At 69.8% G+C, this 24,861-nt stretch carries 18 protein-coding genes; 2 read left to right on the top strand and 16 right to left on the bottom strand.

The window, feature by feature from the left end; translation table 11 throughout:
- Positions 1–144: 144 nt before the first annotated feature.
- From ACFV7R_RS19645 to ACFV7R_RS19630, 4 genes are all read right to left on the bottom strand, one after another.
- Entirely contained in the window at positions 145–2,445 is a 2,301-nt protein-coding gene (locus tag ACFV7R_RS19645; protein WP_385264883.1) for a hypothetical protein, read from the bottom strand.
- Between the two features lie 159 nt (positions 2,446–2,604).
- A complete protein-coding gene (locus ACFV7R_RS19640; RefSeq protein WP_385264880.1) occupies positions 2,605–3,015 on the bottom strand; it encodes a DUF6113 family protein in 411 nt (136 codons plus the stop codon).
- Entirely contained in the window at positions 3,012–3,869 is an 858-nt protein-coding gene (gene mshB, locus ACFV7R_RS19635; protein WP_385264878.1) for an N-acetyl-1-D-myo-inositol-2-amino-2-deoxy-alpha-D-glucopyranoside deacetylase, read from the bottom strand. Before mshB ends, ACFV7R_RS19640 begins: the two co-directional genes overlap by 4 nt.
- Positions 3,870–4,490: 621 nt before the next feature.
- Positions 4,491–4,685 (bottom strand): hypothetical protein, encoded by a 195-nt coding sequence (locus ACFV7R_RS19630; protein ID WP_385264876.1) that lies wholly within the window; start codon positions 4,683–4,685, stop codon positions 4,491–4,493.
- Positions 4,686–4,862: 177 nt separating this feature from the next.
- Here ACFV7R_RS19630 and ACFV7R_RS19625 point away from each other — a divergent pair, with 177 nt between their 5' ends.
- Complete coding sequence (locus ACFV7R_RS19625; RefSeq protein ID WP_385264874.1) at positions 4,863–6,983, top strand: prolyl oligopeptidase family serine peptidase; 2,121 nt, start codon at positions 4,863–4,865, stop codon at positions 6,981–6,983.
- Between the two features lie 123 nt (positions 6,984–7,106).
- Here the strand turns inward: ACFV7R_RS19625 and ACFV7R_RS19620 are convergent, their stop codons facing one another.
- The 5 genes from ACFV7R_RS19620 to ACFV7R_RS19600 are packed head-to-tail and all read right to left on the bottom strand — an operon-like array spanning position 7,107 to position 12,661.
- Positions 7,107–8,144: an ABC transporter ATP-binding protein gene (locus ACFV7R_RS19620; protein WP_385264872.1), complete on the bottom strand. Its 1,038-nt coding sequence runs from the start codon at positions 8,142–8,144 to the stop codon at positions 7,107–7,109.
- A complete protein-coding gene (locus tag ACFV7R_RS19615) occupies positions 8,137–9,120 on the bottom strand; it encodes an ABC transporter ATP-binding protein (RefSeq protein WP_385264870.1) in 984 nt (327 codons plus the stop codon). Before ACFV7R_RS19615 ends, ACFV7R_RS19620 begins: the two co-directional genes overlap by 8 nt.
- 9 nt (positions 9,121–9,129) lie before the next feature.
- Entirely contained in the window at positions 9,130–10,107 is a 978-nt protein-coding gene (locus ACFV7R_RS19610) for an ABC transporter permease (RefSeq protein ID WP_385264867.1), read from the bottom strand.
- The gene (locus tag ACFV7R_RS19605; RefSeq protein ID WP_385264865.1) at positions 10,100–11,023 is read right to left on the bottom strand and encodes an ABC transporter permease; all 924 of its coding nucleotides are present in this window, start codon (positions 11,021–11,023) and stop codon (positions 10,100–10,102) included. The genes ACFV7R_RS19610 and ACFV7R_RS19605 overlap by 8 nt, the downstream gene beginning before the upstream one ends.
- Positions 11,024–11,032: 9 nt before the next feature.
- Positions 11,033–12,661, bottom strand: coding sequence for an ABC transporter substrate-binding protein (locus tag ACFV7R_RS19600; RefSeq protein WP_385264862.1), 1,629 nt, complete (start codon positions 12,659–12,661; stop codon positions 11,033–11,035).
- Positions 12,662–12,907: 246 nt separating this feature from the next.
- Between ACFV7R_RS19600 and ACFV7R_RS19595 the strand changes: the two genes are divergently transcribed.
- Positions 12,908–13,645 carry a class I SAM-dependent methyltransferase gene (locus ACFV7R_RS19595; RefSeq protein ID WP_385264860.1) on the top strand — a complete coding sequence of 246 codons (738 nt, stop codon included), beginning with the start codon at positions 12,908–12,910 and terminating at the stop codon, positions 13,643–13,645.
- A 15-nt stretch (positions 13,646–13,660) separates the two neighbouring features.
- Here ACFV7R_RS19595 and ACFV7R_RS19590 read toward each other — a convergent pair whose 3' ends face one another.
- The 7 genes from ACFV7R_RS19590 to ACFV7R_RS19560 all read right to left on the bottom strand — a co-directional run bounded on the left by ACFV7R_RS19590 (position 13,661) and on the right by ACFV7R_RS19560 (position 24,751).
- The gene (locus tag ACFV7R_RS19590) at positions 13,661–14,776 is read right to left on the bottom strand and encodes an ABC transporter ATP-binding protein (RefSeq protein ID WP_385264857.1); all 1,116 of its coding nucleotides are present in this window, start codon (positions 14,774–14,776) and stop codon (positions 13,661–13,663) included.
- Between the two features lie 14 nt (positions 14,777–14,790).
- Positions 14,791–15,852 carry an ABC transporter ATP-binding protein gene (locus ACFV7R_RS19585; protein WP_385264854.1) on the bottom strand — a complete coding sequence of 354 codons (1,062 nt, stop codon included), beginning with the start codon at positions 15,850–15,852 and terminating at the stop codon, positions 14,791–14,793.
- Between the two features lie 15 nt (positions 15,853–15,867).
- A complete protein-coding gene (locus ACFV7R_RS19580; protein WP_385264852.1) occupies positions 15,868–16,845 on the bottom strand; it encodes an ABC transporter permease in 978 nt (325 codons plus the stop codon).
- Positions 16,846–16,944: 99 nt separating this feature from the next.
- On the bottom strand, positions 16,945–18,738 hold the full coding sequence (locus ACFV7R_RS19575; RefSeq protein WP_385264850.1) for an ABC transporter substrate-binding protein: 1,794 nt from the start codon (positions 18,736–18,738) through the stop codon (positions 16,945–16,947).
- A 101-nt stretch (positions 18,739–18,839) separates the two neighbouring features.
- A complete protein-coding gene (locus ACFV7R_RS19570) occupies positions 18,840–19,886 on the bottom strand; it encodes an ABC transporter permease (protein ID WP_385264847.1) in 1,047 nt (348 codons plus the stop codon).
- A gap of 370 nt (positions 19,887–20,256) precedes the next feature.
- Positions 20,257–22,164 (bottom strand): translational GTPase TypA, encoded by a 1,908-nt coding sequence (gene typA, locus ACFV7R_RS19565; protein ID WP_385264845.1) that lies wholly within the window; start codon positions 22,162–22,164, stop codon positions 20,257–20,259.
- A gap of 316 nt (positions 22,165–22,480) precedes the next feature.
- On the bottom strand, positions 22,481–24,751 hold the full coding sequence (locus ACFV7R_RS19560; RefSeq protein ID WP_385264842.1) for an ABC transporter family substrate-binding protein: 2,271 nt from the start codon (positions 24,749–24,751) through the stop codon (positions 22,481–22,483).
- Positions 24,752–24,861 lie beyond the last annotated feature (110 nt).

Here is a 24,861-nt window from a genome sequence, read left to right as displayed (position 1 = left end):
CGGGGGGTGGGGGGGGGGGGGGGGGGGGGGGGGGGGGGGGGGGGGGGGGGGGGGGGGGGGTTGGGGGGGGGGGGGGGGGGGGCGGCGGGGGGGGGGGGGCGGGGGGGGGGCGGGGCCCCCCCCCTCCTCTGCGTCAGCGAGCCCCTAGTTGGGGGTGGTGTCGATGACTTCGATGCGCTCTGCCGGCGTCTTGCCGCGCAGAGCCTTGCGCAGCGCGGAGGCGACGTCCGCCGGCTGGACGGCACGCTTCCCGCTCGCGCCCTCGATCTGCACGCCGTCGAAGGTGCTGCCGTACGCCTCCTCGAGCGCCTTGAGGTTGTACGTCTCCACGAGCTTGCCGTCGACTGCCTTGAAGCCGAGGATCTTGGGCAGTGACACGGGGCCGAAGTCGATCTTGTGTGCCGCGTCGGTCTGGACCGTGGCGAGGGCGGACATCGCCGGCTCGGCGAACTCCTTCATCATCCGGTCGACCTCGGCGTCGGAGACCGTCGGCTGCCGGGTGGTCGTCGGCAGCTGCACCGGCGTGGACGTGCCGGTCTCGACCTGGGTGCGGTAGGCCTCCTCGACGGCGTCGGTGGCCTGGTCGACGGCGATGCCCTTGCCGACCTTGCCGTAGACGGCGACGGCCTTGCCGGACTCGAACTTGATCGTGCCGTCGGTCGCGGTGCCGGCGCCGCCCGCCGCGTCCTCCAGGGACGCCTTCAGCTTCTCCTCGTCGACCGGCATGACCGGTTCGACGACCCGCTCCTGGCCGAAGAGCGAGCCGATCACGGAGACCGGGTTGTAGTCGCTCTTCGCGGCGGCGCCGACCGTGGAGTCGACGTCGAACTGGAGCCCCGACTGATCCGGCCTGAGCGAGACGGTGTCGCCGTCGACGGACAGCTTCAGCGGGTTGTCGATGCGGTCGCCGAGGGCCTCGTCGAGCTTCTTGACGGCGTCGTCGCGGGTGCCGCCGCCGATGTCGACGCCGAGCACGGTGGTGCCCTTGGGCACGTCGGAGTGGTTCATCAGCAGACCGGCACCGTAGGCGACTCCGGCGACGAAGAACACGCCGCCGCCGAGCAGGACCAGCTTGTTGCGGCCCTTCTTTTTCTTGGGCGCGGCGGCGGGCACGTTCTGCTGCACCGGCTCGGGCAGCTTCGGCGGCGTGTGCGGCAGCAGCCCGTCGGTGGGCGCGCCGGGTGCGAAGGGTGTGCCGCGGTCGGCGGACGGGACGACGGGGATGCCGCTGGTGACGGTGTGCCCGGAGACGTTGTCGGGAACGCCGAAGGAGCTGCCGGGGGGCGGTTCGGGGACCTGCTTCTGCGGAGTGAGGATCGCGGTGTCGTCGCTCATACCGCCGCCGGGGCCGCGGCCGGTGTGCGGGGCGGCGCCTGGACCGCCGGAGGTGCCAGGTGCGCCCAGACCGCCGGGTGCGCCGGGACCGCCGGGACCGGTGCCCGGCCTGCCGGGTGCGCCGGGGCCGCGCGTGGGTGGCGGGACGAGCGGGCCGTCGCCGGTGACCGGGCCGCCGGTCGGGCCCGCGGGGCCCTGCGGGCTGCCCTGGCCGCCGGGGCCGCCCGGTCCGCCCAGGCCGCCGTGACCGCTCAGGCCGACGGAGCCGTTCTGACCGTTGGGGCCGCTCAGGCCGTTGGGCGTGGACTGATGCCCGTATCCGCCCTGGCCGTTCTCCGTGAAGTACGGCAGGTCGTCGCGGCGGGGTTCGCCGGGGCCGCCCGGGGCGGCGGGCGAGCCGTTGCCCAGCGGGCCCGCCGAGAGCGCCTCGGTGACGTCGAAGGAGCCGGTACCGCCGCCGTGCCCCGGAGCCACGGGGCCGCCGGTGGCGCCGGGCAGCCCGGCACCGTTCGTACCGCCTCCGCCGGAGCGGGCGGCGTCACCGGGCCGGGAGCCGCCCGGCATGTTCATGGAGCCGACCACGCCACCGGGGCGGCCACTGCCCGGACGCGCCGCAGTGGGGGCGCCGGGAGCGGCGGCGCCCGCAGCGGGGGCGCCGGTGGCCGGGCCGGAACCGCTGGGCTGCCCGGCCCCGTTGGCGGAACCGCCGCCCTGACCGGCCTTGGCCGGCCCGGACTTGCGGGGCGCGAACCAGTCGCTGGTCTTCTCCTCGCCCTGCTGGGGATGCTCGGCCGGAGCCTCGACCGTGCCGGTCGTGGTGGCCGGGTTCTCCGGGGGCGCTTCGGCGACGGTGTCGTCGGCGGCCTCGGTGTCCGCGACGGGCTTGCGCACGACGACCGGCGGGATGGGCCGTGACCCGGGGATGTTGATCCGGATCCGCGTCGTCAGCGTGGTCTCGGTCTTGCGTTCCTCCGGCTGCGCGGCCGAACGGCCCGCTCCAGCACCGCTGTCGGAAGCCGTGGGGGTGCCGTAGGGCGGCGTGCCCGAAGGGTATGCGGCTCCGCCGCGCCCGTTGGGCCCGGAGGACGGACTGTCAGTTTCACGACTCAAGGCAGGTTCTCCCGGTTGGCTCCGCCGCCCGTTACGACCTCACATGCTCGGGCAGCTCGGCGGCTGCACCACCATACTGGCCACCTCCGTCGCGTATCCCGCGACCGCTGGGGAAACCCACACGGGACTCGCACGAGCGTCTGACGGCGAAGTGGTACGTCACTTGCCAAGTCGGACGGCCCGGCCACCTGGTTGCCGCCCCGGACCGAGGGTGGCGCACATCACAGCCACACCCATACCGCCGAGGAGGAAGAGGTACGAGCCGGCTCCCGCGGCGAACAGGAAGTCCCCTTCGGGACGGCTGGCGGTGAGCAGGATGACGGCGAGCAGCCAGCCCGCGGCGGACGAAACCGCTCCGCTTCTTCCTCCGGTGCCCCACGCCCCGCCCAGGAACAGCCCGGCCCCGCCCAGCAGCGCGAGCAGCAGCCCGCCGGGGAACCAGCCGGCCTGCACCAGCGAACCGGCGGCGCCGATCACCAGGCCGAGCACGAACAGTCCCAGGTGGGCGACGATCCGCCCGGCGGAGGGGCGCTGCAGCGGCTGGGCGAGCATCGAGCCCTGGTCCTTCATGACGCCTCCTCGATCCCGGCGAACAGATCCGTCTCCCGCGCCTGGGCGCGCTCACCGCGCACCAACTCGTAGTACTCCGTGGTGAAGACGGGCTGAGCGAGCTCGTTGGAGAGCGCGAAGTACGGTTCGGCGACGTCGATCTGCGTGGCGTGGGCGCGCATCGCGGCGGCCTTGGCGGCGGCGTACGCGGTGCCGTCGATCTCGGTGGTGATGCGCTCGTCGTCCACGACGCCCGGTACGTCGTCGAGGGTGGCGGCCCGGGGGAAGGGGAGGCGGGACAGGTCCTCCTGGAGGCCGGCGAAGGCCTTCTCGGCGACCGTGCGCGGTACGCGGTTCCAGTAGACCTTGGCGATCGGCAGCCCTTCGGCGGCCGCCAGCTCGGCGGCGCGCTGGGCGATGCGGTGGGCCTGGATGTGGTCGGGGTGGCCGTAGCCGCCGTCGGGGTCGTACGTGATCAGAACCTGGGGGCGTACCTCACGGATCACCTCGACGAGGTGGGCGGCGGCCTCGTCGACGTCGGCCTGCCAGAAGCAGGCGGCATCGTCGTTGGCGGCGAGGCCTATCATCCCGGAGTCCCGGTAACGGCCCACGCCGCCGAGCAGACGGAAGTCCTCGACGCCGAGCTCACGCATCGCGGCGGTGAGCTCGCGCAGGCGGTACTCGCCGAGGGCGACGCCGGTCAGATGGGCGAGCTCCGGCGGAATGACCTCACCGAGCTCACCGAGGGTGCAGGTGACCAGGGTCACATGCGCACCCTCGGCCGCGTACTTGGCCATGGTCGCGCCGTTGTTGATCGACTCGTCGTCCGGGTGCGCATGCACCAGCAGCAGACGCCGGGCGGGCAGTTCCGTCATGGGGCCAGCCTACGAGGCGACGGTCCTCCACCGGCCACCTCCCCGACCTGCTGCCACCTGTCGTCGTCGAGCACATCGCGCTGCCGCGGACGGAAACGGGCGGGTGCCAGGCGGCCGTGGGAACGGCGAGCCGGCAGTCGCGGCAGCGGCCGGGGGCGGCTGCGCGGAAGCGCGATCGCAGATCTGGAGCCGGTGCCGGACGGTCGATGGCTGTGCCGGGGCTCGGAACGGGGGTGGTGGCAGCTGCACGGTGAGGCGGTGCTCCAGCGGTCGGCGAGAGCGTCGATGGGGACGAGGCCTCGGCCGGACTCGGCATCGGGGGCGGGGAGTTGCAGTGACGGGAGGCGATCAACCCGGCTGTCGGTGGCCTCGATGCGCAGCGTGCGTCCAACGGCCGCCAGGGCCGACCGGCACGCCACGTCACCGTGCGAGGCCCTTCCGGATCCGCAGTGTGCGCCCGTGGAAGTGGGGCACTTTCCCGGAAAGCGTCACACTCTCACGGCACTACTCGACCTCGCCCTCCGATACGAGGTGGGCGCGGGTCAGCGGGCGCTGCCTTGACAGATCGGCCAGGGGCGGGCTCCGGTCGCTCACGGCGCGGAGCCCGCGCGCAGGCGCCGGTCAGAACTTGATGCTGCTGATCATCCCGGCGATGTTGGTCGTCAGCTCGCTGATCGTCGGCGCGATCGTGGACGAGGCCAGATAGAACCCGAGCAGGACGCAGACGACCGCATGGCCCGCCTTCAGTCCTGACTTTCTGATCAGCAGGAAGACGATGATCGCCAGCAGCACCACCGCCGAAATCGAGAGTGCCACGGCGGCTCACCTCCAAGAACCCGGGATCGTCGGGGAAACAGTGCGGGGGAACTTGTAAATCCATACAGCAGCCAGCAGGTTCATACCCACGCAGCGCTATTGATCATAACTATCCGTGCGTGCGCATCGATCGGCGCACGGCCGCACAAGGGGGCGCATGGCCAATATGGTCGTGGCATGACGACCGAGCCTGTCTCCTTCCCCCGACGGCACGCCCGCACCCAGCGCTTCACGCTCGGAGCGCCGCGTTCGTTCACCGTGGCTCCCGACGGTTCCCGGGTCGCGTTCCTGCGCTCGGGGTCCGGTACGGACCGGGCCAACGCGCTGTGGGTCCTCGACCTCGCGGACGGCGCGGAACGCATGGCGGCCGACCCGCGCACGCTGCTGGGCGGGGCCGCGGAAGACCTCTCGCCCGAGGAGCGGGCGCGCCGTGAACGCAGCCGTGAGGGCGGCGCCGGCATCGTCGGCTACGCCACCGACACCGCCGTGGAGTTGGCGTCTTTCGCCTTGTCAGGGCGGCTTTTCACTGCGGAGCTGCGGGCCGGCACCGCCCGTGAACTCCCCGTCCCCGGACCGGTGATCGACCCGCGCCCCGCCCCCGACGGCCGGCACGTCGCGTACGTCGTCGACGGTGCCCTGCGGGTCGTGGGTGCCGAGGGTGCGGGCGACCGGGCGCTCGCCGAGCCGGAGTCGGAGTCGGTTTCCTATGGATCGGCCGAGTTCATCGCGGCCGAGGAGATGCACCGTGACCGGGGCTTCTGGTGGGCGCCGGAGTCGGACCGGCTGCTTGTGGCGCGGGTGGACGACACGCCGGTGCAGCGGTGGTGGATCTCCGATCCGGCCCATCCGGAGCGTGACCCACAACACGTTCCCTATCCAGCGGCCGGCACCCCGAATGCTGACGTACAGCTGTTCGTGATCGGCCTCGACGGGGTGCGCACTCAGGTCGTCTGGGACCGGGCGCGCTACCCGTATCTGGCGCGAGTGCACTGGTCAGCGGCGGGTGCGCCGCTGGTTCTGGTGCAGGCCCGTGACCAGCGCAGCCAGCTGTACCTGGCGGTGGATCCGGACACGGGGACGACCCGGATGGTGCACGCCGACGAAGATCCGATTTGGCTGGATCTTTCCCCTGGAGTGCCGTGCTGGACCCCCTCCGGGCAGCTGGTGCGGATCGCCGACGAGGGCGGCGCGCGGGTGCTTGCGGTGGGTGAACGTCCGCTGACCGGGCCGCAGTTGCATGTGCGTGCAGTGCTCGACGTGTCGGACGACGACGTGCTGGTCTCGGCCTCGGCGGGCGAGGACGCGACCGCGCCGGAGATCGGCGAGGTGCATGTCTACCGCGTCAACGAACTCGGCCTGGAGCGCGTGTCGCAGGAGCCCGGCGTGCACTCGGCGGTACGCGCCGGGGAGGTGACCGTCCTCGTGTCGGCGACGCTCGACCGGCCGGGGGCCCGGGTGCAGGTGCTGCACGACGGAAAGCCGGCGGCGACCGTCCCCTCGTACGCCGAGGATCCCGGTTTGTCCCCGCGCGTGACCCTCACCGAGGGGGGCGCACGGCGGATTCCATGCGCCGTGCTTATGCCGCGGGACTACCCCGGTGACACTCCCCTGCCGGTCCTCCTGGACCCCTACGGCGGACCGCACGGCCAGCGGGTGGTCGCCGCGCACAACCCGTATCTCACCTCGCAGTGGTTCGCCGACCAGGGGTTCGCGGTCGTCGTCGCCGACGGACGGGGCACCCCGGGCCGCTCCCCCGCCTGGGAGAAGGCGGTCCGGGACGACCTGGCCGCGGTGGTCCTCCAGGACCAGGTGGACGCGCTCCAGGCCCTCGCCGCCGACTTCCCGCTCGACCTCGGCCGGGTCGCGATCCGCGGCTGGTCCTTCGGCGGCTATCTGGCCGGGCTCGCGGTGCTGCGCCGGCCGGACGTCTTCCACGCCGGGATCGTGGGCGCGCCGGTCACGGATCTGCGGCTCTACGACACCCACTACCAGGAGCGCTACCTCGGCCACCCGGACGAGCAGCCGGACGTCTACCGGCGCAACTCGCTGGTCGACGACGCCGGGCTGGTGGACGCCGTCGAGCCGGCCCGGCCGATGATGATCGTCCACGGTTTCGCCGACGACAACGTGGTCGTGGCCCACTCGCTGCGCCTGTCCACCGCCCTCCTGGCCGCCGGCCGCCCCCACGAGGTCCTGCCGCTGTCCGGCGTCACGCACATGACCCCGCAGGAGACGGTCGCGGAGAACCTGCTGCTGCTCCAGCTGGACTTCCTGAAGAGGTCGCTGGGGTTGGCGTAGGCACGGCAACGGGCCGGAGTGACATGGCGGCACTCCGGCCCGTTTACGGCACCCGCACGGCCGTACGCTCTACAGACTGACGCGTCCGTATATCGGAATCGGGTCAGTGGAGTTGCCTCCGTGTTACCGCGTCTCCTCCGGCGGCACCACCTGTTTCTCCTCCGCGAAGTGGCAGGCGGAGTCGTGGGCCGCAGGACCGCCCGCCGGCCTGAACTCCGCGGGGACCGCGAGCGCCGGCACCTCCAGCGTGCAGCGTTCCTGCGCCTTCCAGCAGCGGGTGCGGAAGCGGCAGCCGGAGGGGATGTTCGTCGGGGAGGGCACGTCGCCGAAGAGGATGATGCGCTCGCGCCGTTCACGGGCCTCCGGGTCGGGCACGGGGACCGCGGAGAGCAGCGCCTGGGTGTAGGGGTGGGTGGGATGGTCGTAGATCTCGGCGTCCCGGCCGGTCTCCACGATCCTGCCGAGGTACATGACGCCGACCCGGTCCGAGATGTGCCGGACGATCGACAGGTCGTGCGCGATGAAGATGTACGACAGCTCGAACTCGTTCTGCAGGCGCTCCATCAGGTTGATGACCTGGGCCTGGACGGACACGTCCAGCGCGGACACCGGTTCGTCGGCGACGATGATCTCCGGGCGCAGCGCCAAACCCCGTGCGAGGCCGATGCGTTGGCGCTGGCCGCCGGAGAACTGGTGCGGATAGCGGTTGATGTACTCGGGGTTGAGGCCCACGACGTCCAGCAGCTCCTGGACGCGTCTGCGCCGGTCGGCCTTGGGGGCCACCTCGGGATGGATCTCGTACGGCTCCCCGATGATGTCGCCCACCGTCATACGGGGGTTGAGGGAGGTGTACGGGTCCTGGAACACCATCTGGATGTTGCGCCGTACGGCCTTCAGGGCCTTGCCGGACAGCTGGGTGATGTCCTCGCCCCGGTACCTGATCACTCCGGCTGTCGGCTTCTCCAGGCTGACCAGCATTCTGGCGACCGTGGACTTGCCGCAGCCGGACTCACCGACGATGCCGAGGGTTTCGCCGCGGTCGAGGGTGAAGTCGACACCGTCGACGGCCTTCACCGAGCCGACCTGCTTCTTGAAGAGGACGCCCCGCGTCAGCGGGTAGTGCTTGACGAGCCCGCTGACCTCCAGAATCGGCTCAGCCATGCAGGCACTCCCTCCAGAAGTGGCAGGCACTTCCCCGGGTCCCGTCCGACGGGGTCACCTCGTACAGCGGGGGTACGTCGGTGCGGCACACGTCCCGGGCCATCGGGCAGCGCGGGTGGAACGCGCAGCCCGGCGGGATGTTCATGAGGTTGGGCGGCAGACCCTTGATGGCGTAGAGCTCCTGGCCCTTGTGGTGCAGACGCGGGATGGAGTCGAGCAGGCCCCTGGTGTAGGGGTGGGCCGGCGCCTTGTAGATGTCGTGCACCGGCGCCGACTCCACGATCCGGCCCGCGTACATCACCGCGATCCGGTCGGCGACGTCGGCGACCACGCCGAGGTCGTGGGTGATGAGGATCAGCCCCATGTTCAGTTCGCGCCGGAGCTCCGCCAGCAGGTCCATGACCTGGGCCTGGACGGTGACGTCGAGGGCGGTGGTGGGCTCGTCGGCGATGATCAGGGCCGGTTCGAGGGCGAGCGCCATCGCGATCATGATGCGCTGGCGCATACCGCCGGAGAACTGGTGCGGGTACTGCTTCACCCGCTCCTTGGCGCCCGGGATGCGGACGCGGTCCATCAGCTCCACGGCCCTGGCCCGCGCGTCCTTCTTCGACATGCCCCGGTGGACCACGAACATCTCGCCGAGCTGGTCCCCCACGGGCAGCACGGGGTTGAGTGCCGACAGCGCGTCCTGGAAGATCATCGCCATCTCGGCGCCGCGGATCTTCCGCCGCTCGTCCTCCTTGAGCTTCAGCAGGTCCCGGCCCTGGAAGAGGACCTCCCCGCCGGTGATCCGGCCCGGCGGCATGTCGAGGATGCCCATGACGGCCTGGGCGGTGACGGACTTGCCGGAACCGGACTCACCGAGCACGGCGAGGGTCTCACCGGCGTCCACGCTGCAGGTGACGCCGTTGACGGCCTTGGCGGTCCCGTCCCGGGTCCGGAACTCCACGTGCAGATCGCGCACTTCGAGCAGCATGGCGGCACCTCACCTCAGCTTCGGGTCGAGGGCGTCGCGCACCGCGTCGCCGAGCATGATGAACGCGAGCACGGTGATCGCCAGCGCTCCGGAGGGCCACAGCAGCGCGTGCGGGGCGTTGCGGATGTACGGGGAGGCGGCCGAGATGTCGATCCCCCAGGACACGCTGGGCGGCTTCAGGCCGACACCGAGGTACGACAGGGTCGCCTCCAGCGCGATGTACGTGCCGAGCGCGATGGTCGCCACGACGATCACCGGTGCCACGGCGTTGGGTGCGATGTGCCGCAGCAGCAGCCGGGAGTTGGAGGAGCCGAGGGCGCGGGCGGCCTGTACGTAGTCGTTCTGTTTGACGGTGATGACGGAGCCGCGGGCGATCCGGGAGATCTGCGGCCAGCCGAGCAGCACCATGAACCCGATGACCGGCCAGATGGAGTTGCTGGTCACGACCGACAGCAGGACGAGGCCGCCGAGCACGACGGGGATCGCGAAGAAGATGTCGGTGATCCGCGACAGGACCGAGTCCCACATCCCGCCGAAGAACCCGGCGAGCCCGCCGAGGACGCTCCCCAGGATCGCGACGCCGAGCGTGGCGCAGACGCCGACCACGACGGACGTACGGGCGCCGTAGACCGTGCGCGTGTAGACGTCGCAGCCCTGACCGTCGTAGCCGAAGGGATGGCCGGGCTGCGAGCCCTCCTGGGCCTTGGCGAGGTCGCACTTGAGGGGGTTGCCGGAGGCGATCAGGGACGGCCACAGGGAGATGACGACCAGGAAGCAGATCACCAGGCCCGAGATGATGAAGACCGGGTTGCGGCGCAGGTCGTGCCAGGCGTCGGACCAGAGGGAGCGGGGTTTGCCGGACGTGCCCGCACCGTCGGGGCGGCCGGGACGGTTCTCCAGGGTCTCCGCCTCGCTCGCGGCCAGGTCCATCGCTCCTCCCATGCCGGTGCCGGCGATCGCGCCGCCGGGTTCCTTGGTTTCAGGCATAGCGGATCCTCGGGTCGAGTACGGCGTACAGAAGGTCGACGAGGAGGTTGGCGAGCAGGAAGACGAGGACGAGGACGGTCACGAAGCCGACGACGGTCTGGGTGTTCTGCCGGAGAATCCCCTGGTAGAGCTGGTAGCCGACGCCGTGGATGTTGAAGATCCGCTCGGTGACGATCGCGCCGCCCATCAGCGCGCCGATGTCGGTGCCGATGAAGGTGACCACGGGGATCAGGGAGTTGCGCAGCAGATGCCGGGTGATCACCCGGCGTCGGGGCAGGCCCTTGGCGACGGCCGTACGGACGTAGTCGGAGCGCCGGTTCTCCGCGATGGAGGTGCGGGTCAGACGGGTGACGTAGGCGAGGGAGACGGAGGCGAGCACGAGACCGGGCACGATCAGCTCGTCGAACCGGGCCTCGGGGGACACCGACGGTTTGATCCAGCCCCACTGGACGCCGAGCAGAAGCTGGAGCAGCAGGCCGGTGACGAAGGTGGGCACGGAGATGACGACGAGGGTGATCAGCAGGACCGTGGTGTCGACGGGGTGGCCCCGGCGCAGCCCCGTGACGACGCCCAGCGTGATGCCGATGACGATCTCGAAGAGGATCGCCACGATCGTCAGCCGGATGGTGACCGGGAAGGCGGACGCCATCAGCTCGGTGACCGGCCGGCCGTTGAAGGCGGTGCCGAAGTCGCCGGTGAAGACGTTGCCCATGTAGGTCAGGTATTGCTGCCAGACCGGCTTGTCGAGGCCGAACTCCTTCCTGAGCCGGGCGGTCGTCGCCGGGTCGCACTCCCGCTCACCGCACAGCCCGGCGATGGGGTCGCCCATCACGTTGACCATCAGGAAGATCAGCAGGGTGGCCCCGACGAAGACCGGGAGCATCTGCAGCAGGCGCCGGACGACATACCGTCCCATGGCGCCCCCTCAGCTGACCTTGATCTGGTCGTAGACGGGGACGCTGAACGGGTTGAGTTTCACGTCCGAAAGGCGCTCCGAGTAGCCGGCACTGCCGTTCTGGTACCAGAGCGGGATGGCGGCCATGTTGTCCCGGACGACCTCCTGGGCCTGCTGGAAGGTCCTGATCGCCTTGGCCGGGTCGGACTCGGCGTTGGCCCGGTCGATGAGGTCGTCGAACTTCTCGTCGGACCACTTGCCGTCGTTGGAGGAGGCGTTGGTGTAGTAGAGCGGCTGGAGGAAGTTCTGGATCAGCGGGTAGTCCATCTGCCAGCCGGCGCGGAACGGCCCGGCCATCTTGCGGTCGGTGATCTGGCCGCGGAAGTCGGCGAAGGTGCCGATCGGGTTGCCGACGCAGGCGTGGTCGTTGTCCAGGGCGTTGTTGATGGAGTTGCAGACCGCGTCGACCCACTGCTTGTGGGAGCCGGTGTCCGCGTTGTACGTGATCCTGACCTGGCCTCCGGGCAGTCCGCCGCCCTCGCGGACCAGCTTCTTCGCCTCGACGGCGTCGTACTCGCACCACTGCCCGCACAGCCCGGGCTTGTATCCGCCGTCCTCGCCGAGGACCGGGGAGGTCCAGTCGGTGGCGGGGGTGCGGGTCTTCCGGAAGATGGTCTCGGTGATCTGCTTGCGGTCGATCGCCCGGGACAGGCCCTTGCGGACCTTGTCCATGCCGGGCCGGTTCCAGTTCCTGTCGTAGTAGGGGAAGGCGAGGGTCTGGAGGATGCCGGCGGGGGTGTTGAGGTAACGGTCGCCGAGGTCGCTGCGGACGTTCTTGAGCTGGGAGGCGGGGACGTCGTCGACGAGGTCGAGGTTGCCGGCCATCAGGTCGGTGTAGGCGGTGTTGTTGTCGGTGTAGACCTTGAGGTCGACGCCGCCGTTCCGGGCCTTGTCGGGGCCGGGGTAGGCGTCCCAGGCGCGCAGGGACATCTGGGAGCCCTTGACGTACGAGTCGACGCTGTACGGGCCGTTGCCGACGGGCCTGCTGAGCCAGGCGTCGTGGTCGTCGAAGAACGCCCGGGGCAGCGGGGCGAAGGCGGGGTAGCCGAGGGTGTCGGGGAAGGTGGAGAACTTCTGGCTGAGCCGGACGGTGAAGGTGCGGTCGCCGGTGACCTTCAGGCCGGACAGGGTGTCGGCGCTCTGGTCACTGCCGTCCTCGGGGTGGACCTTGTCGTAGCCCTCGATGTAGCTGAAGAAGTAGGCGTTGCGCTGGTTGTTCTCCAGGCTCGCGCCGTAGTTCCAGGCGTCGACGAAGGACCGGGCGGTGACCGGTTCGCCGTTGCTGAAGGTCCAGCCGTCCTTGATGGTGACGGTGAAGTTCCGTGAGTCGGTCGTCTTGATGCTCTCGGCGAGCATGTCCTCGGCCTTGCCGGTCTCGGGGTTGTACTTCTTCAGGCCCCGGAAGATCATGTCGAGGACCTTGCCGCCCTGCACCTCGTTGGTGTTGGCCGGCTCCAGCGGGTTCTGCGGGTCGCCCCAGGAGGAGCTCAGCACCGCACCGCTGTCGCCGGCACTGCCGCCGCCCCCGCCGCAGGCGGTCGCCACGAGGGCTGCCGCGACCGCATACACGGCCCATGTGGCGTGTGTGGCTCTACGCATGGAGTCCCTCCTCATGCAGTGCCCTACCGCCGTCGCCGGGACGCCGGCCCCATAACGGCCAATATCCGACCAAACGGTGCGCCATGCATAGGCGTGCGGCTCTTTGGGCTAGTGAGGGAGGGGGTGCGGGTGAAATACGGGGCGGCTGGGGGTGATGGGGCTGCGAGCCGTTGCGATGTGTTCGTTCTTCGCGCGTAAATCCCGGATTCGTGTACTGATCCGCCGTACAGCAGGCACACTGCCCGGATGGGTGATCGTTCCTACCGTGACGCCGCTCTCGTCGAACTGTATGAGGCCCTCAACCCATGGGGAGCGGGTGACGACTTCTACCTCGATCTGGTGATGTCCGCCGGTGCCGTGCTCGACGTCGGCTGCGGAACCGGGCGGCTGCTGCGGCAGGCGCGGGAGGCGGGGCACCGGGGGCGGCTCACCGGCCTCGATCCGGCCGCCGCGATGCTCGTACGGGCCCGACGCGCGACCCGGGAGGTCGAGTGGGTGCTCGGGGACCTGGCCTGCACCTGGTGGCACGAGGAGTTCGACCTGGTCGTGATGACCGGGCACGCCTTTCAGGAGCTGCTCGGCGACGAGGAGCTGCGGCGTTCGCTCGCCGCGGTCCGCCGGAGCCTCGCCCCGCACGGCGCGTTCGTGTTCGAGACGCGCAATCCGGCCGCCCGCGCCTGGGAGTCCTGGACCCCGGACCGGATCCACGAGGCCCGCGGCCCGGACGGGGACGTGGTGCGTCTGTGGCACGAGGCGGAGACGCCGGTCCACGGGGACCGGGTGTCGTTCACCGGGACCTTCGACGGTCCGCGCTGGGACGAGCCCCAGGTCAGCCGCAACACGTTGAGGTTCCTCGGTGTGGACGCCCTGGACCGGTTCCTGGACGAGGCCGGGCTCGCCGTACGGCAGCGGTTCGGGGACTGGGGGCGGGGGCCGTTCACCCCCGCCAGCCCCGAGATCATCAACGTCGTACGGCGGGCCTAGCGTCAAGCCAGGGGCTCAGTCCTGGTTCTCCTCCAGCGCCTTCAGCGCCGGGTCGAGGACGACGTCCTCGTCGCGGGCCTCCGTGGTCGGGTCCTCCGGGAAGTGGCAGGCCGTCAGGTGGCCGGACCGGTTGCCGGAGAGCTGGACCAGCGGCGGCTCCTCGGTGGCGCACTTGTCCTGCGCCTTCCAGCAGCGGGTGCGGAAGCGGCAGCCGGACGGCGGGTGGATCGGCGAGGGCACGTCGCCGGCGAGGCGGATCCGCTCCCGGCTCTCGCTCTCGTCGTCGATCCCGACCTCGGGCACCGCGGACAGCAGGGCGTGCGTGTACGGGTGCCGCGGCCGGTTGTAGATCGAGTCCCGGTCGCCGACCTCGACCACCTTGCCGAGGTACATGACGGCGACACGCTGCGAGAAGTGCCGCACGATGGCCAGGTCGTGGGCGATGAACACGAAGGCGATGCCCAGCTCCTGCTGCACCTTCTGCAGCAGGTTCACCACCTGCGCCTGGATCGACACGTCCAGCGCGGAGACCGGCTCGTCGGCGACGATCAGCTTCGGGTTCAGCGCGAGCGCCCGCGCCACGCCGATGCGCTGACGCTGGCCGCCGGAGAACTCGTGCGGGAAGCGGTTGTAGTGCTCGGGGTTGAGGCCGACCAGCTCCAGCAGCTCCCGGACCCGCTTCTCCCGGCCGCCCTCGGGGTTGATCCCGTTGACCTCCATCGGCGACTTGATGATCGTGCCGACGGTTTGCCGAGGGTTCAGCGAGGAGTACGGGTCCTGGAAGATCATCTGGATCTCGGACCGCACCGGCGCGAGCTGCCGACGGGATGCGTGCGTGATGTCCCGCCCGGCGTAGGTGATCTGTCCGGCCGTCGGCGCCAGCAGGCGCGTGATGAGCCGGCCGGTGGTCGACTTGCCGCAGCCGGACTCGCCGACCAGGCCGAGGCTCTCGCCGACGCCGACGGTCAGGTCGACGCCGTCCACGGCCTGGACCGCGCCGACCTTCCGTTTGATCGGGAAGCCGCCGTAGATCGGGAAGTGTTTCGTGAGCCCCTTGACCTCGAGGAGGGTTTCCGGCGGGGTCGGATCGGTGGAGCCCTGCTGTGCGGGGAGGGTGAGGTTCTCGCTCATGATCTCGGTTCTCCCTAGCGCAGCCGGGGCTGGATCTCGTCGATGAAGATGGTCTGCTTCTGCTCGGCCGTGAGGTGGCACGCGGAGTCACGGCCCTCGCCCAGCGGCGGCCGTACGTCCGTGCAGAGCGTGCCCGACACCTTGTCCTTGAAGGCGCAGCGCGGGTGGAAGGGGCAGCCCGACGGCGGGTTGAGCAGGGAGGGCGGGGAGCCCGGGATCGGCGTCAGCTCGGTGTGGATGTCGCCGTCCAGACGCGGCATGGAGCTGAGCAGGCCCCAGGTGTAGGGGTGCTTCGGGGTGCGCAGCACCTCCTTGACGCTGCCGCGCTCCACGGCCCGGCCGGCGTACATCACCAGCAGGTCGTCGGCCATGTTGGAGATGACGCCGAGGTCGTGGGTGATGAAGATGATCGCGGAGCCGAACTCCTGCTGGAGGTCCTTGAGCAGGTCCAGGATCTGCGCCTGCACGGTCACGTCGAGCGCGGTGGTCGGCTCGTCGGCGATCAGCAGATCGGGGTCGCACATCAGCGCCATGGCGATCATCGCGCGCTGGCGCATACCGCCGGAGAACTGGTGCGGGTAGTCGTCGAAGCGCACCTTGGGCTGCGGGATGCCGACCTTCTCCAGCATCTGGATCGCCCGGTCCTTGGCCTCCTTCTTGGAGGCGCCGGTGTGCTTCCGGTACGGCTCGGACAGCTGGCGGCCCACCGTGTAGTACGGGGAGAGGGCGGTCAGCGGGTCCTGGAAGATCATCGCCATCTTGTTGCCGCGGAGCTGCTCCAGCTCCTTCTCGGTGGCGGTGACGAGTTCCTTGCCGTCGAGGACGATCTCGCCGTCGACGGTGGTGGTCCGCGGGTTGTGCAGGCCGAGGATCGTCAGGTTGGTGACGGACTTGCCGGAGCCGGACTCGCCGACGATGCCCAGGGTCTTGCCGCGCTCGACATCGAAGGACAGTCCGTCGACCGCCTTGACGATGCCGTCCTCGGTGGAGAACTGCACCCGCAGGTCACGGACCGAGAGGAAGCTCTCGGGCCCGGTCGGGGCCGGGGCGTCCTCGGTCTTGGTCAGTGTGGTCACGGTGGTTCGTTCTTCCTAGGAGAGCCGGACGCGCGGGTCGATCCAGGCGTACACGATGTCGACGAGGATGTTCAGGAGCAGGATGACGAAGGCTCCGACCAGCATGACGCCCATCGTCAGCGGGAGGTCCTTGTTGACCGCGCCGTCCACCGCGAGGCGTCCGATGCCCTGGAGGGAGAAGGTCAGTTCGGTGACCACACCGCCGCCGAGCAGCGAGCTGAGGTCGATGCCGAGGACGGTGACGATCGGGATGAGCGAACCGCGCCAGGCGTAGCGGAAGAAGACGTACTGCTTCGGCATGCCCTTGGCCCGGGCGGTGCGCACGTGCTCCTCGGCGAGCTGCTCCACGAGGGAGGCGCGCGCCATACGCGTGTACTGGGCGGTGAAGATGGTGGCCATCACGACCATGGGAATCCACAGCCCGGCGAGCCAGCCGAACGGATCGTCCGTGAACGGCACGTACTTGGGGTCCTCCACCCAGCCGGTGCTGTACACGAAGATCAGCAGCACGATGGGGCCGAGGAAGTAGATCTGGAACGAGCTGAGCACCATGGACGTGCCGGTGGCGATCTTGTCGATCGCGGAGCCGCGCCGGTAGGCGGCGAGCATGCCCGCGCCGATGCCGACGGTGAGGAAGACGACCATGGCGCCGATGGTCAGCGAGATGGTCAGCGGGAAGCGGTCCATGATCGTGTCCCAGACCATGTCGCCCGAGTAGAACGACTGGCCGAGGCACGGAGCGGCACAGTGGCCGTCGGGGAAGTCACGGCCGACGACGATGCCCGACATGAAGTCCCAGAACTGCTGGGCCACTGGCAGGTTGAGGCCGAGCGCCTCACGGATGTCCTCCAGTCTCGCGGGCGAGCAGTCCCTGCCACAGGCCAGAGAGGCGTAGTCGGATGGCGCCGCGACGAAGAGGAAGAAGGTTGCGGCGCCGATGAGAAACAGGGTGACGACAGCACCGACAGTGCGCCGGATGATGAACTGAAGCATGGCGGGAAGGCTGCTCTCTGCGGAGACGGTGGGAGGTTTACGCGGAACCGCGGGGGTGCGCTCCGCCTGGTGCGCACCCCCGCGATCAGCCGTAGAGAGTTACGACTTCAGGAACAGTCGGGTGACGTCGATGTAGCTGGACTCGGTGCTGTAGCGGGCACCGCCGATGTTCGAGCCGTAGAGCTGGAGCTGCTTGGTGTACCACAGCGGAGCGGCCGGGTTGACCTCCTCCAGGATGTAGTGGTGCGCCTCGATCCAGGTCTTCGCGGCCTCGGTCGGCTCCTGGGTCAGGGCCTTCTTGATCAGCTCCTGGACCTTCGGGTCGTCGATGTGCGAGTAGTTCGGCGAACCCTCGGCGATCTGGTCACCGTCGTAGACCGGCGTGACGACCGTGGCCGGGGACGGCCAGTCCTGGCCCCAGCCGGAGATGTAGATGTCGTACGGGTTGTCGAGCTTGCCGATCTGCTCGTAGTAGCTGGCGGCGTCGATTTCCTTGGAGACGACGTCGATGCCGACCTTGGTCAGCGCGTCCTCGATGGCGACCTTGCGCTTCTGACCCGCCTCGCTGTTGGCGTAGGCGAAGACGAGCTTCTTCTCGGCGGCCGGGACGTCCGCGAGGAGCTCCTTGGCCTTCTCGATGTTGCCCTGGGGCGTCTTCAGACGGCCGTACGGGTCGTAGGACGCCTCGTAGCCCGGCAGGGTCGGGGCGAACAGGTTCGGGGCCACGTCACCGCCGTAGGCACCACCCTCGCCGGCGATCAGCGACTTGGAGTTCACCGCGTAGGTGATGGCGTCGCGGACCTTCTTGTTCTTGACCTTGTCCAGGTTGAAGTTCAGCACCTGGACGTAGGGCTGGTAGCCCTTGATCGTGCGCTTGTTGACGACGGCGTCGCCGACGACGTCCTGGATCTGGGTGGCCTCGACGCTGCCGGTGAGCTGGATGGCGTTCTTGGCGTCACCCTGGTCGGCGATCAGACGCTTGGTCTGGGTCGACTCGGTGACACCGAAGTCGAAGTTCCAGCCGTCCAGGTACTGGTGGCGCACGGCGTCGGTCTTCGGGTCCCACTGGTCGTTCTTGACGAGCTTGAGGGACTTGCCGATCTTGTACTCGGCGATCTTGTACGGGCCGGTGGCGACCGGGGCCTTGTCGTACTTCTCCTTCGTGTCGGACTCCTCCGGCACGACGGAGTAGCCCGGCATGGCCAGCGTCTGCGGCAGGTCCGGACGCGCGGTGTCGAAGTGGAAGATGACGGTCTTGTCGTCCGGGGTCTCCAGGACCGAGTCCGGCAGGTGCTTCTTGCCGTAGCCGCCGTCCGGCAGCGCCTTGCGGTAGTCCGCACCGCTCAGCCAGGTCTGCAGGTACGTCGGGCCGTCGAAGATGAACTCCGCGTACTGACGCTCGACGGTGTGACGGACGTCGGCGGAGGTGATCTCCTTGCCGTTCTGGTCCTTGATGCCGTCCTTGAGCGTGAACGTCCAGGTCTTGCCGCCGTCGGAGGACTTGCCGGAGTCGGTCGCGAGGTCGCCGACGACCGAGACGCCGCCCTTGCCGTCCTCCTCGAAGTTCGTCAGCCCGCGGAAGAGCAGGTTGGCGACCTGGCCGGCGTCGGAGACGTAGATCTGGCCCGGGTCCAGGTGGGACAGGCCCGCCTCCTGGTAGACCTGGATGGTGCCGCCGCTCTTGGCGCCGGGGACCTCCTCGGCCGGGCCGGTCGAGGCCGCGGCGTCGGCGTAGGTGACGGCCTTCGACTGGGTGGCCGCCTCCTTCTGGTCCTCCTTGGAGTCCTTGTTGGAGTTCGTGCCCGTGTTCTCCGAGCAGCCCGTGAGCGCGAGGGAGCCGGCCGCGATGGCGACGACTATGGCGCGCGCTCTGCGCGAGGTGAACGACTTCATAGCGGTGAATGCACCTACCTGTCGGTTGTTATCCATGAGTACTGCCTGACGCGGCTGGTAGGCCGTCGCGGGGGCGGCAGTCACCCCCCACCAATGGACGATTACCGCCCGGACTTGGGGTCGAAGGCATCCCGTACGGAGTCTCCGAGGAGGTTGAAGCACAGGATGAAGATCACCAGCGCCACCCCGGGGAAGAACATGAACGCCGGGTCCTGCTCGGCGTACTTGGCGCCGGCGGCGAACAGTCGTCCCCAGTCCGGGGTCGGCTCGACGAAACCGACACCGGCGAAGGAGAGGAAGGCGATGGTGAGGATGGTGCTGGGCAGCTGGTACGTGAACTGGATCAGGATCGGCGAGACGATGTTCGGCAGGATCTCCTTGCGGACGATGCGCCCCGGGGACGCGCCGGCGACCTTGGCGGCCTCGACGAACTCCCGCTCACGCAGCGACAGCACGGTGGAGCGGACGATACGCGCCATACCCATCCAGCCCAGCAGCCACAGCACGATCAGGATCGCCAACGCGCGGAAGTACGTGGGGGTCTCCTCCCGCGGGTCCACGAAGAACGCGGTCACGACGGGCATGAAGGCGATGAAGAACAGCTGCTGCGGGAACGAGAGGAAGAAGTCGGTGACCCGGCCGAGCCAGTAGTCGGTCCGCCCACCGAAGTAGCCGCCGACCATGCCGACGATGATGCCGGTCAGCATCAGCAGCGTGGTCACGCCCAGCGCCATGAACAGCGAGGTGCGCATGCCGTACACCAGCATGGCGAACAGATCACGGCCGTACTGCGGCTCCACACCGAACCAGTGGTCCGCCGAGACTCCGCCGAAGTAGCCCAGCGGCAGCCCGAAGTCGTCCAGCACGGGCTGGTCCGCGTACGTGGGGTCCTGACCGTACAGGGTGTACGGGTTGGTGCCGCTGATCGCGGTGAGCAGCGGGGCGCACAGCGCGACGACGAAGTAGAAAATCACTACGCCGGCACAGAACATCCCTGTACGGTCACGCTTGAAGCGCTGCCACATCAACTGCCCGGGGGAACGACCCTCAAGCTTCTTGGCACCCTTGGCGACTTCCGAGGTCGCCGCGAGCTCTGGGTCCAAGGCGACCGCGGACCCCGAGCCCTCGGCCTTGGTTGGACTGGTCATGTGTGTTCTTCCCCCGGGGGGTTGGAGAGTCGAGCGCAGCACAGATACCGGCAGGTTCTGTGGTTTGGGGGAACTTTCGCCAAGTGCATCAACGCGCGTCAAGGGCGGAAGACACAGGGATCTCCCTACCGCCCATTTTTTGAGCAAAAATTGCAAAGATTGACACCTGCGCGCGCTTGACAGGTGAGACGGTAAATCGGCGAATCGGGCATACCGGGAGGGATTTTTGTTTACATGTCCGAAACTTGATCGCCGAGGCACCGATATGCGAACAGCCCTCCAAGGGCATCTGAAAGCCGTCTGAACGCGACGACCCGGCCCTCCTCCTGGGGGGGAGGCCCGGGTCGTCCGACGTGCCGGTGAGGGCGCGTCAGCCGTGCTTGGCGCGGCTCGCGGCGCGGGCCCGCTCGCGGGCGTCCAGGTTCACCTTGCGGATGCGAACGGCCTCCGGGGTCACCTCGACGCACTCGTCGTCGCGGCAGAACTCCAGCGACTGCTCCAGCGACAGCTTGCGCGGCGGGACGATCGACTCGGTCACATCGGCCGTGGAGGAGCGCATGTTGGTGAGCTTCTTCTCCTTGGTGATGTTGACGTCCATGTCGTCGGAGCGGGAGTTCTCGCCGACGATCATGCCCTCGTACACCTCGGTGCCCGGCTCCACGAAGAGCACGCCGCGCTCCTGAAGATTCGTCATCGCGAAGGCGGTGACGGCACCGGAGCGGTCGGCGACGAGCGAGCCGTTGTTACGGGTCTGAAGGGCGCCGAACCACGGCTCGAAGCCCTCGTGGATCGAGTGGGCGATGCCCGTACCGCGGGTCTGGGTGAGGAACTCCGTCCGGAAACCGATCAGACCGCGGGACGGGACCACGAACTCCATACGGACCCAGCCCGAGCCGTGGTTGGACATGTTGTCCATCCGGCCCTTGCGGACACCCATGAGCTGCGTGACGGCGCCCATGTGCTCCTCGGGCACGTCGATCGTCATCCGCTCGACCGGCTCGTACGTCTTGCCGTCGACGTCCTTGGTGACGACCTGGGGCTTGCCGACGGTCAGCTCGTAGCCCTCACGGCGCATGGTCTCGACGAGGATGGCCAGCGCCAGCTCGCCGCGGCCCTGCACCTCCCAGGCGTCCGGCCGCTCGGTGTCGAGGACGCGGAGCGAGACGTTGCCGATCAGCTCGCGGTCCAGGCGGTCCTTGACCTGACGGGCCGTCACCTTGCGGTCCTTCACGGCCGCCTTGTTGTCGGCGCCCTTGCCGGTGGCGCCACGGCCGACCAGCGGGGAGGTGTTGGTGCCGATGACCATCGAGATCGCGGGCTCGTCGACCGTGATCAGCGGCAGCGCGACCGGGTTCTCGGTGTCGGCCAGGGTCTCGCCGATCATGATGTCCGGGATACCGGCGACGGCGCAGATGTCACCGGGGCCGGCCTTCTCCGCCGGGCCGCGGGTGAGCGCCTCGGTCATCAGCAGCTCGGAGATACGGACGTTGTGCACACTGCCGTCGCGCTTCATCCAGGCCACCGTCTGGCCCTTGCGCAGCTCGCCCTGCTGGACGCGCAGCAGCGCGATACGGCCGAGGAAGTTGTCGGCGTCGAGGTTGGTGACGTGGGCCTGGAGCGGGGCGCCCTCGTCGTAGGTCGGGGCCGGGATGTGCTCCAGGATCGTGGAGAAGAACGGCTCCAGGCTGTCACTGTCGGCCGGGACCGTGCCGTCCTGCGGCTTGGTCAGCGAGGCGATGCCGTCGCGGCCGCAGGCGTAGACGATCGGGAACTCGATCTGGTCCTCGTCGGCGTCCAGGTCGAGGAAGAGGTCGTAGGTCTCGTTGACGACCTCGTCGATCCGCGAGTCCGGGCGGTCCGTCTTGTTGATGCAGAGGATGACGGGCAGCCGCTGCTGGAGGGCCTTGCGCAGCACGAAGCGGGTCTGCGGCAGCGGGCCCTCGGAGGCGTCCACCAGCAGGACGACGCCGTCGACCATCGACAGACCGCGCTCGACCTCGCCGCCGAAGTCGGCGTGGCCGGGGGTGTCGATGATGTTGATGGTGATCGGGTCCCCGCCGTCCTTCGGGTGGTACTTCACCGCCGTGTTCTTGGCCAGGATCGTGATGCCCTTCTCACGCTCCAGGTCGTTCGAGTCCATCATGCGGTCGTCGACGGAGTCGAGCTGGTGCGCGGCGAAGGCACCGGCCTGCTTGAGCATCGCGTCGACGATGGTGGTCTTGCCGTGGTCGACGTGGGCGACGATGGCGACGTTGCGGATGTCGTGGCGCGTGGCCATGGTGTGGCGTACTCCCGGAGTGGTGAGGACGGCCTGCGCGTACATCTGTGTTACGCGGGCCCTGCCGGGCTTGACACGCCACGGCCTCACCCCATGGTACGGGGCCGCCGGGGTGGGGGCTGGACGGGTTGTGTCGGTGCAGGTCAGGTGGGCTTGGGGGCGGCGCCGGGGCTGGCGCCGGTGCCGGGGGTCGGGCGCGCAGCCCGGCGCTTACTGGGTGCCGCCCGCGCCCACCCTCCCCCACTCTCGGCTTCGCTCGAGCGGGGGGACCCCCATCGCCCCAGGCGGCACGAATGCCCGCGGACCGACGGGGTGGCTACGACGCCGAGGGGCCCGCTGCCCGCCCCGCGCCCTTCTTCAGGAAGCCCATGTCCTCGTAGACCGGCGTCGCGAAGCCGAAGGCGCCCGTGTTGGCGAGGTTCTTCCGCGCGGCGATCAGCTGGGGGCGCTGGTAGAGGGGGATGGAGCCGGCGGCCGCCCAGATGCGGGCGTCGGCCTTGCGGACCAGGTCGCGGGACTCCTCCTGGTCGAGGGTCGCGACGGCCTGGTCGAAGAGCTGGTCGACCTGGTCGGTGCCGACCCGGGTGTAGTTCTGCTCGACGGTGAGGGAGCCGTCGGCGGCCGGGACCGGCTTGGCGTAGATGGGGCGGGCGTCGGTGGCGGGGAAGGCGGACGCGGGCCAGGAGTACAGGGCGAGGTCGTACTCGCCGGAGGCGATGTGGTCCTTGAAGTAGCTCTCCTCGGGGACCTTCGTCGTCTCGGTGTGGATGCCGAGCCGTTCCAGCATGCGTGAGATGCGGTCGGCGACCGTGTGCAGAGCCCGGGAGCCCGGCCCGGAGGGGAGCACGAAGCGCAGGGTGAGCGGGCGGCCGTCCTTGGCGAGGGGACCGGCCGGTGCGCCCGCGGGGGCGGCGGTGCCCTTGGGGGCGTACGCGCCGGGTGCCCCGCCGCCCTGGTGGTGCTGCTTTCCGTCCTGGGCGAGCTGCCGGCGGTACTCCTCGGCCTCCTCGAGCTCGGCGTCCGTGCGGCCCTTGTTGTCTTCGCCGACGATGTACGTGCCGTCGTCCGTGGAGTTCCCCTCGGCCGGCTCTCCCTCCGGTCCCGCCGCGTTCTCCTTCTTCTGTTTCCTGACCGGGCCGCCCGGTACCCACCCGGCGTCCGCGAGCAGCGCCTGCGCCTCGTCGGTGTCCTGGCCGCCGAGCGCGCCGCTGCTGTCGGCGTAGGCGGCCTGGCCGGACAGGGCGAGGTGGGAGCCGACCGGCTCGGCGGGCAGGCCCAGCGGCTTGAGGACGGCCTTCGCCAGCTCCTTCCGGTCGAGGGCGCGGGCCACGGCCCGGCGCACCCGCTCGTCGGCGAGCGGACCGTCGGCGCCGTTGAGGGCGAGCTGGGTGTAGGCCGGTTCCAGGGACTTGCGGACCTCGAAGCCGCGCAGGGCCCGCGTGGCGTCGGCGGCGGACTGGCTGCCCCCCGCGCGGGCGCCGCCGCTCTCCTCGTCGGAGGCGCTCCCGTCGGCGGTGCTCTCGTCGGCGACGCTCTCGTCGGCGGTGCTTCCGTCGGAGCCGCTCTCGTCGGAGCCGCTCGGGTCGGCCGAAGGGCTCGGCGCCTTGGGGTCGTCGGTGTCCCGGTCGCCGCCCTGGCGGGGCGCGCCGGTGCCGCCCGGCCCGGCGGCGGCGAGGGCGATGCGCCGGGCCGCCGGGGCGTCGATCTCGGCGAGGTCGATCGTGCCGGCGGCCAGCGCGTCGGCGCGCTCCTCGCGCGGTACGGCCCGCAGCACGATCTCGGAGAGCTTGACCGGGTCGCCCCACCAGCGCGGACTGCGGACGAGGGTGACCTCGTCGTCCTTGCGGTCGACCTCCTGCACGGTGAAGGGCCCGGCGGTGACCTTGAGCTTCTTGCGGGCCCCGTCGTTGAAGGAGTCGGGCGTGCCCATGACCTCCTTGGGGTACAGCGGCGAGAACAGCGACTGCCAGTCGGCGTAGGGCCGGGCGAAGGTGACCTTGACCTCGAGGTCGTTGGCGCCGCGCTCGATCCGCTCGATGCGGTCGTACCCGGCGTTGCGGGCGGTCCAGTAGGCGGTGTCCTTGCCGGACAGGGCGCGCCACTGGGCGGCGAAGTCGGCGGCGCCGATCTCGCGGCCGTCGCTCCAGACGGCCTGCTGGTGGAGCTTGTAGAGGACGACCTGCCGGGGCTCGGTGTCAACGACCTCGGCGGATTCGAGGTAGTCGGAGTTGATCTCCGGCCGGCCGCTCGCGTTCAGCCGGTACATCGACGGCAGGACGGCCTGGGCGATACGGCTGGTAGTCGCGTCGGCGTCGGCCTGGAAGGTGTTCAGGGTCTCCGGTACGGCGTCCACGGCCCAGCGCAGGGTGCCGCCGTCGGCGACCTGGGACCGGGCGGCAGGGGCGATGTCCTGGCCGGCCAGGGGCTTGCCGGCCGGGTCCTCGGAGCTGCACCCGCCCAGGGCGGTCACCGCGAGCGCTCCCGCGGTGAGGAAGGCGACCGAGCGCATGACCGCGCCGGGCCCTCTCGTCGCGCGGCAGGCGGGAGATTGACGAGCGGGCCTGGGTCCGACGCCGTCGTGGGACATCTCTGGTTACCTCCGGGAGCCGCGGGGGTTACGATCACTTTTGGCGGTATATGGTGCTGATCAGATGTATTCAGCGGTATGCCGTCACTGAAGAGGAAAGGGTTCGGCAA

It is taken from the genome of Streptomyces sp. NPDC059866, from assembly GCF_042731325.1.
Lineage (GTDB): Bacteria > Actinomycetota > Actinomycetes > Streptomycetales > Streptomycetaceae > Streptomyces > Streptomyces flavusporus.
Note: the sequence above shows the minus strand (reverse complement) of the source record. Positions and strands in the feature narration are given on the sequence as shown.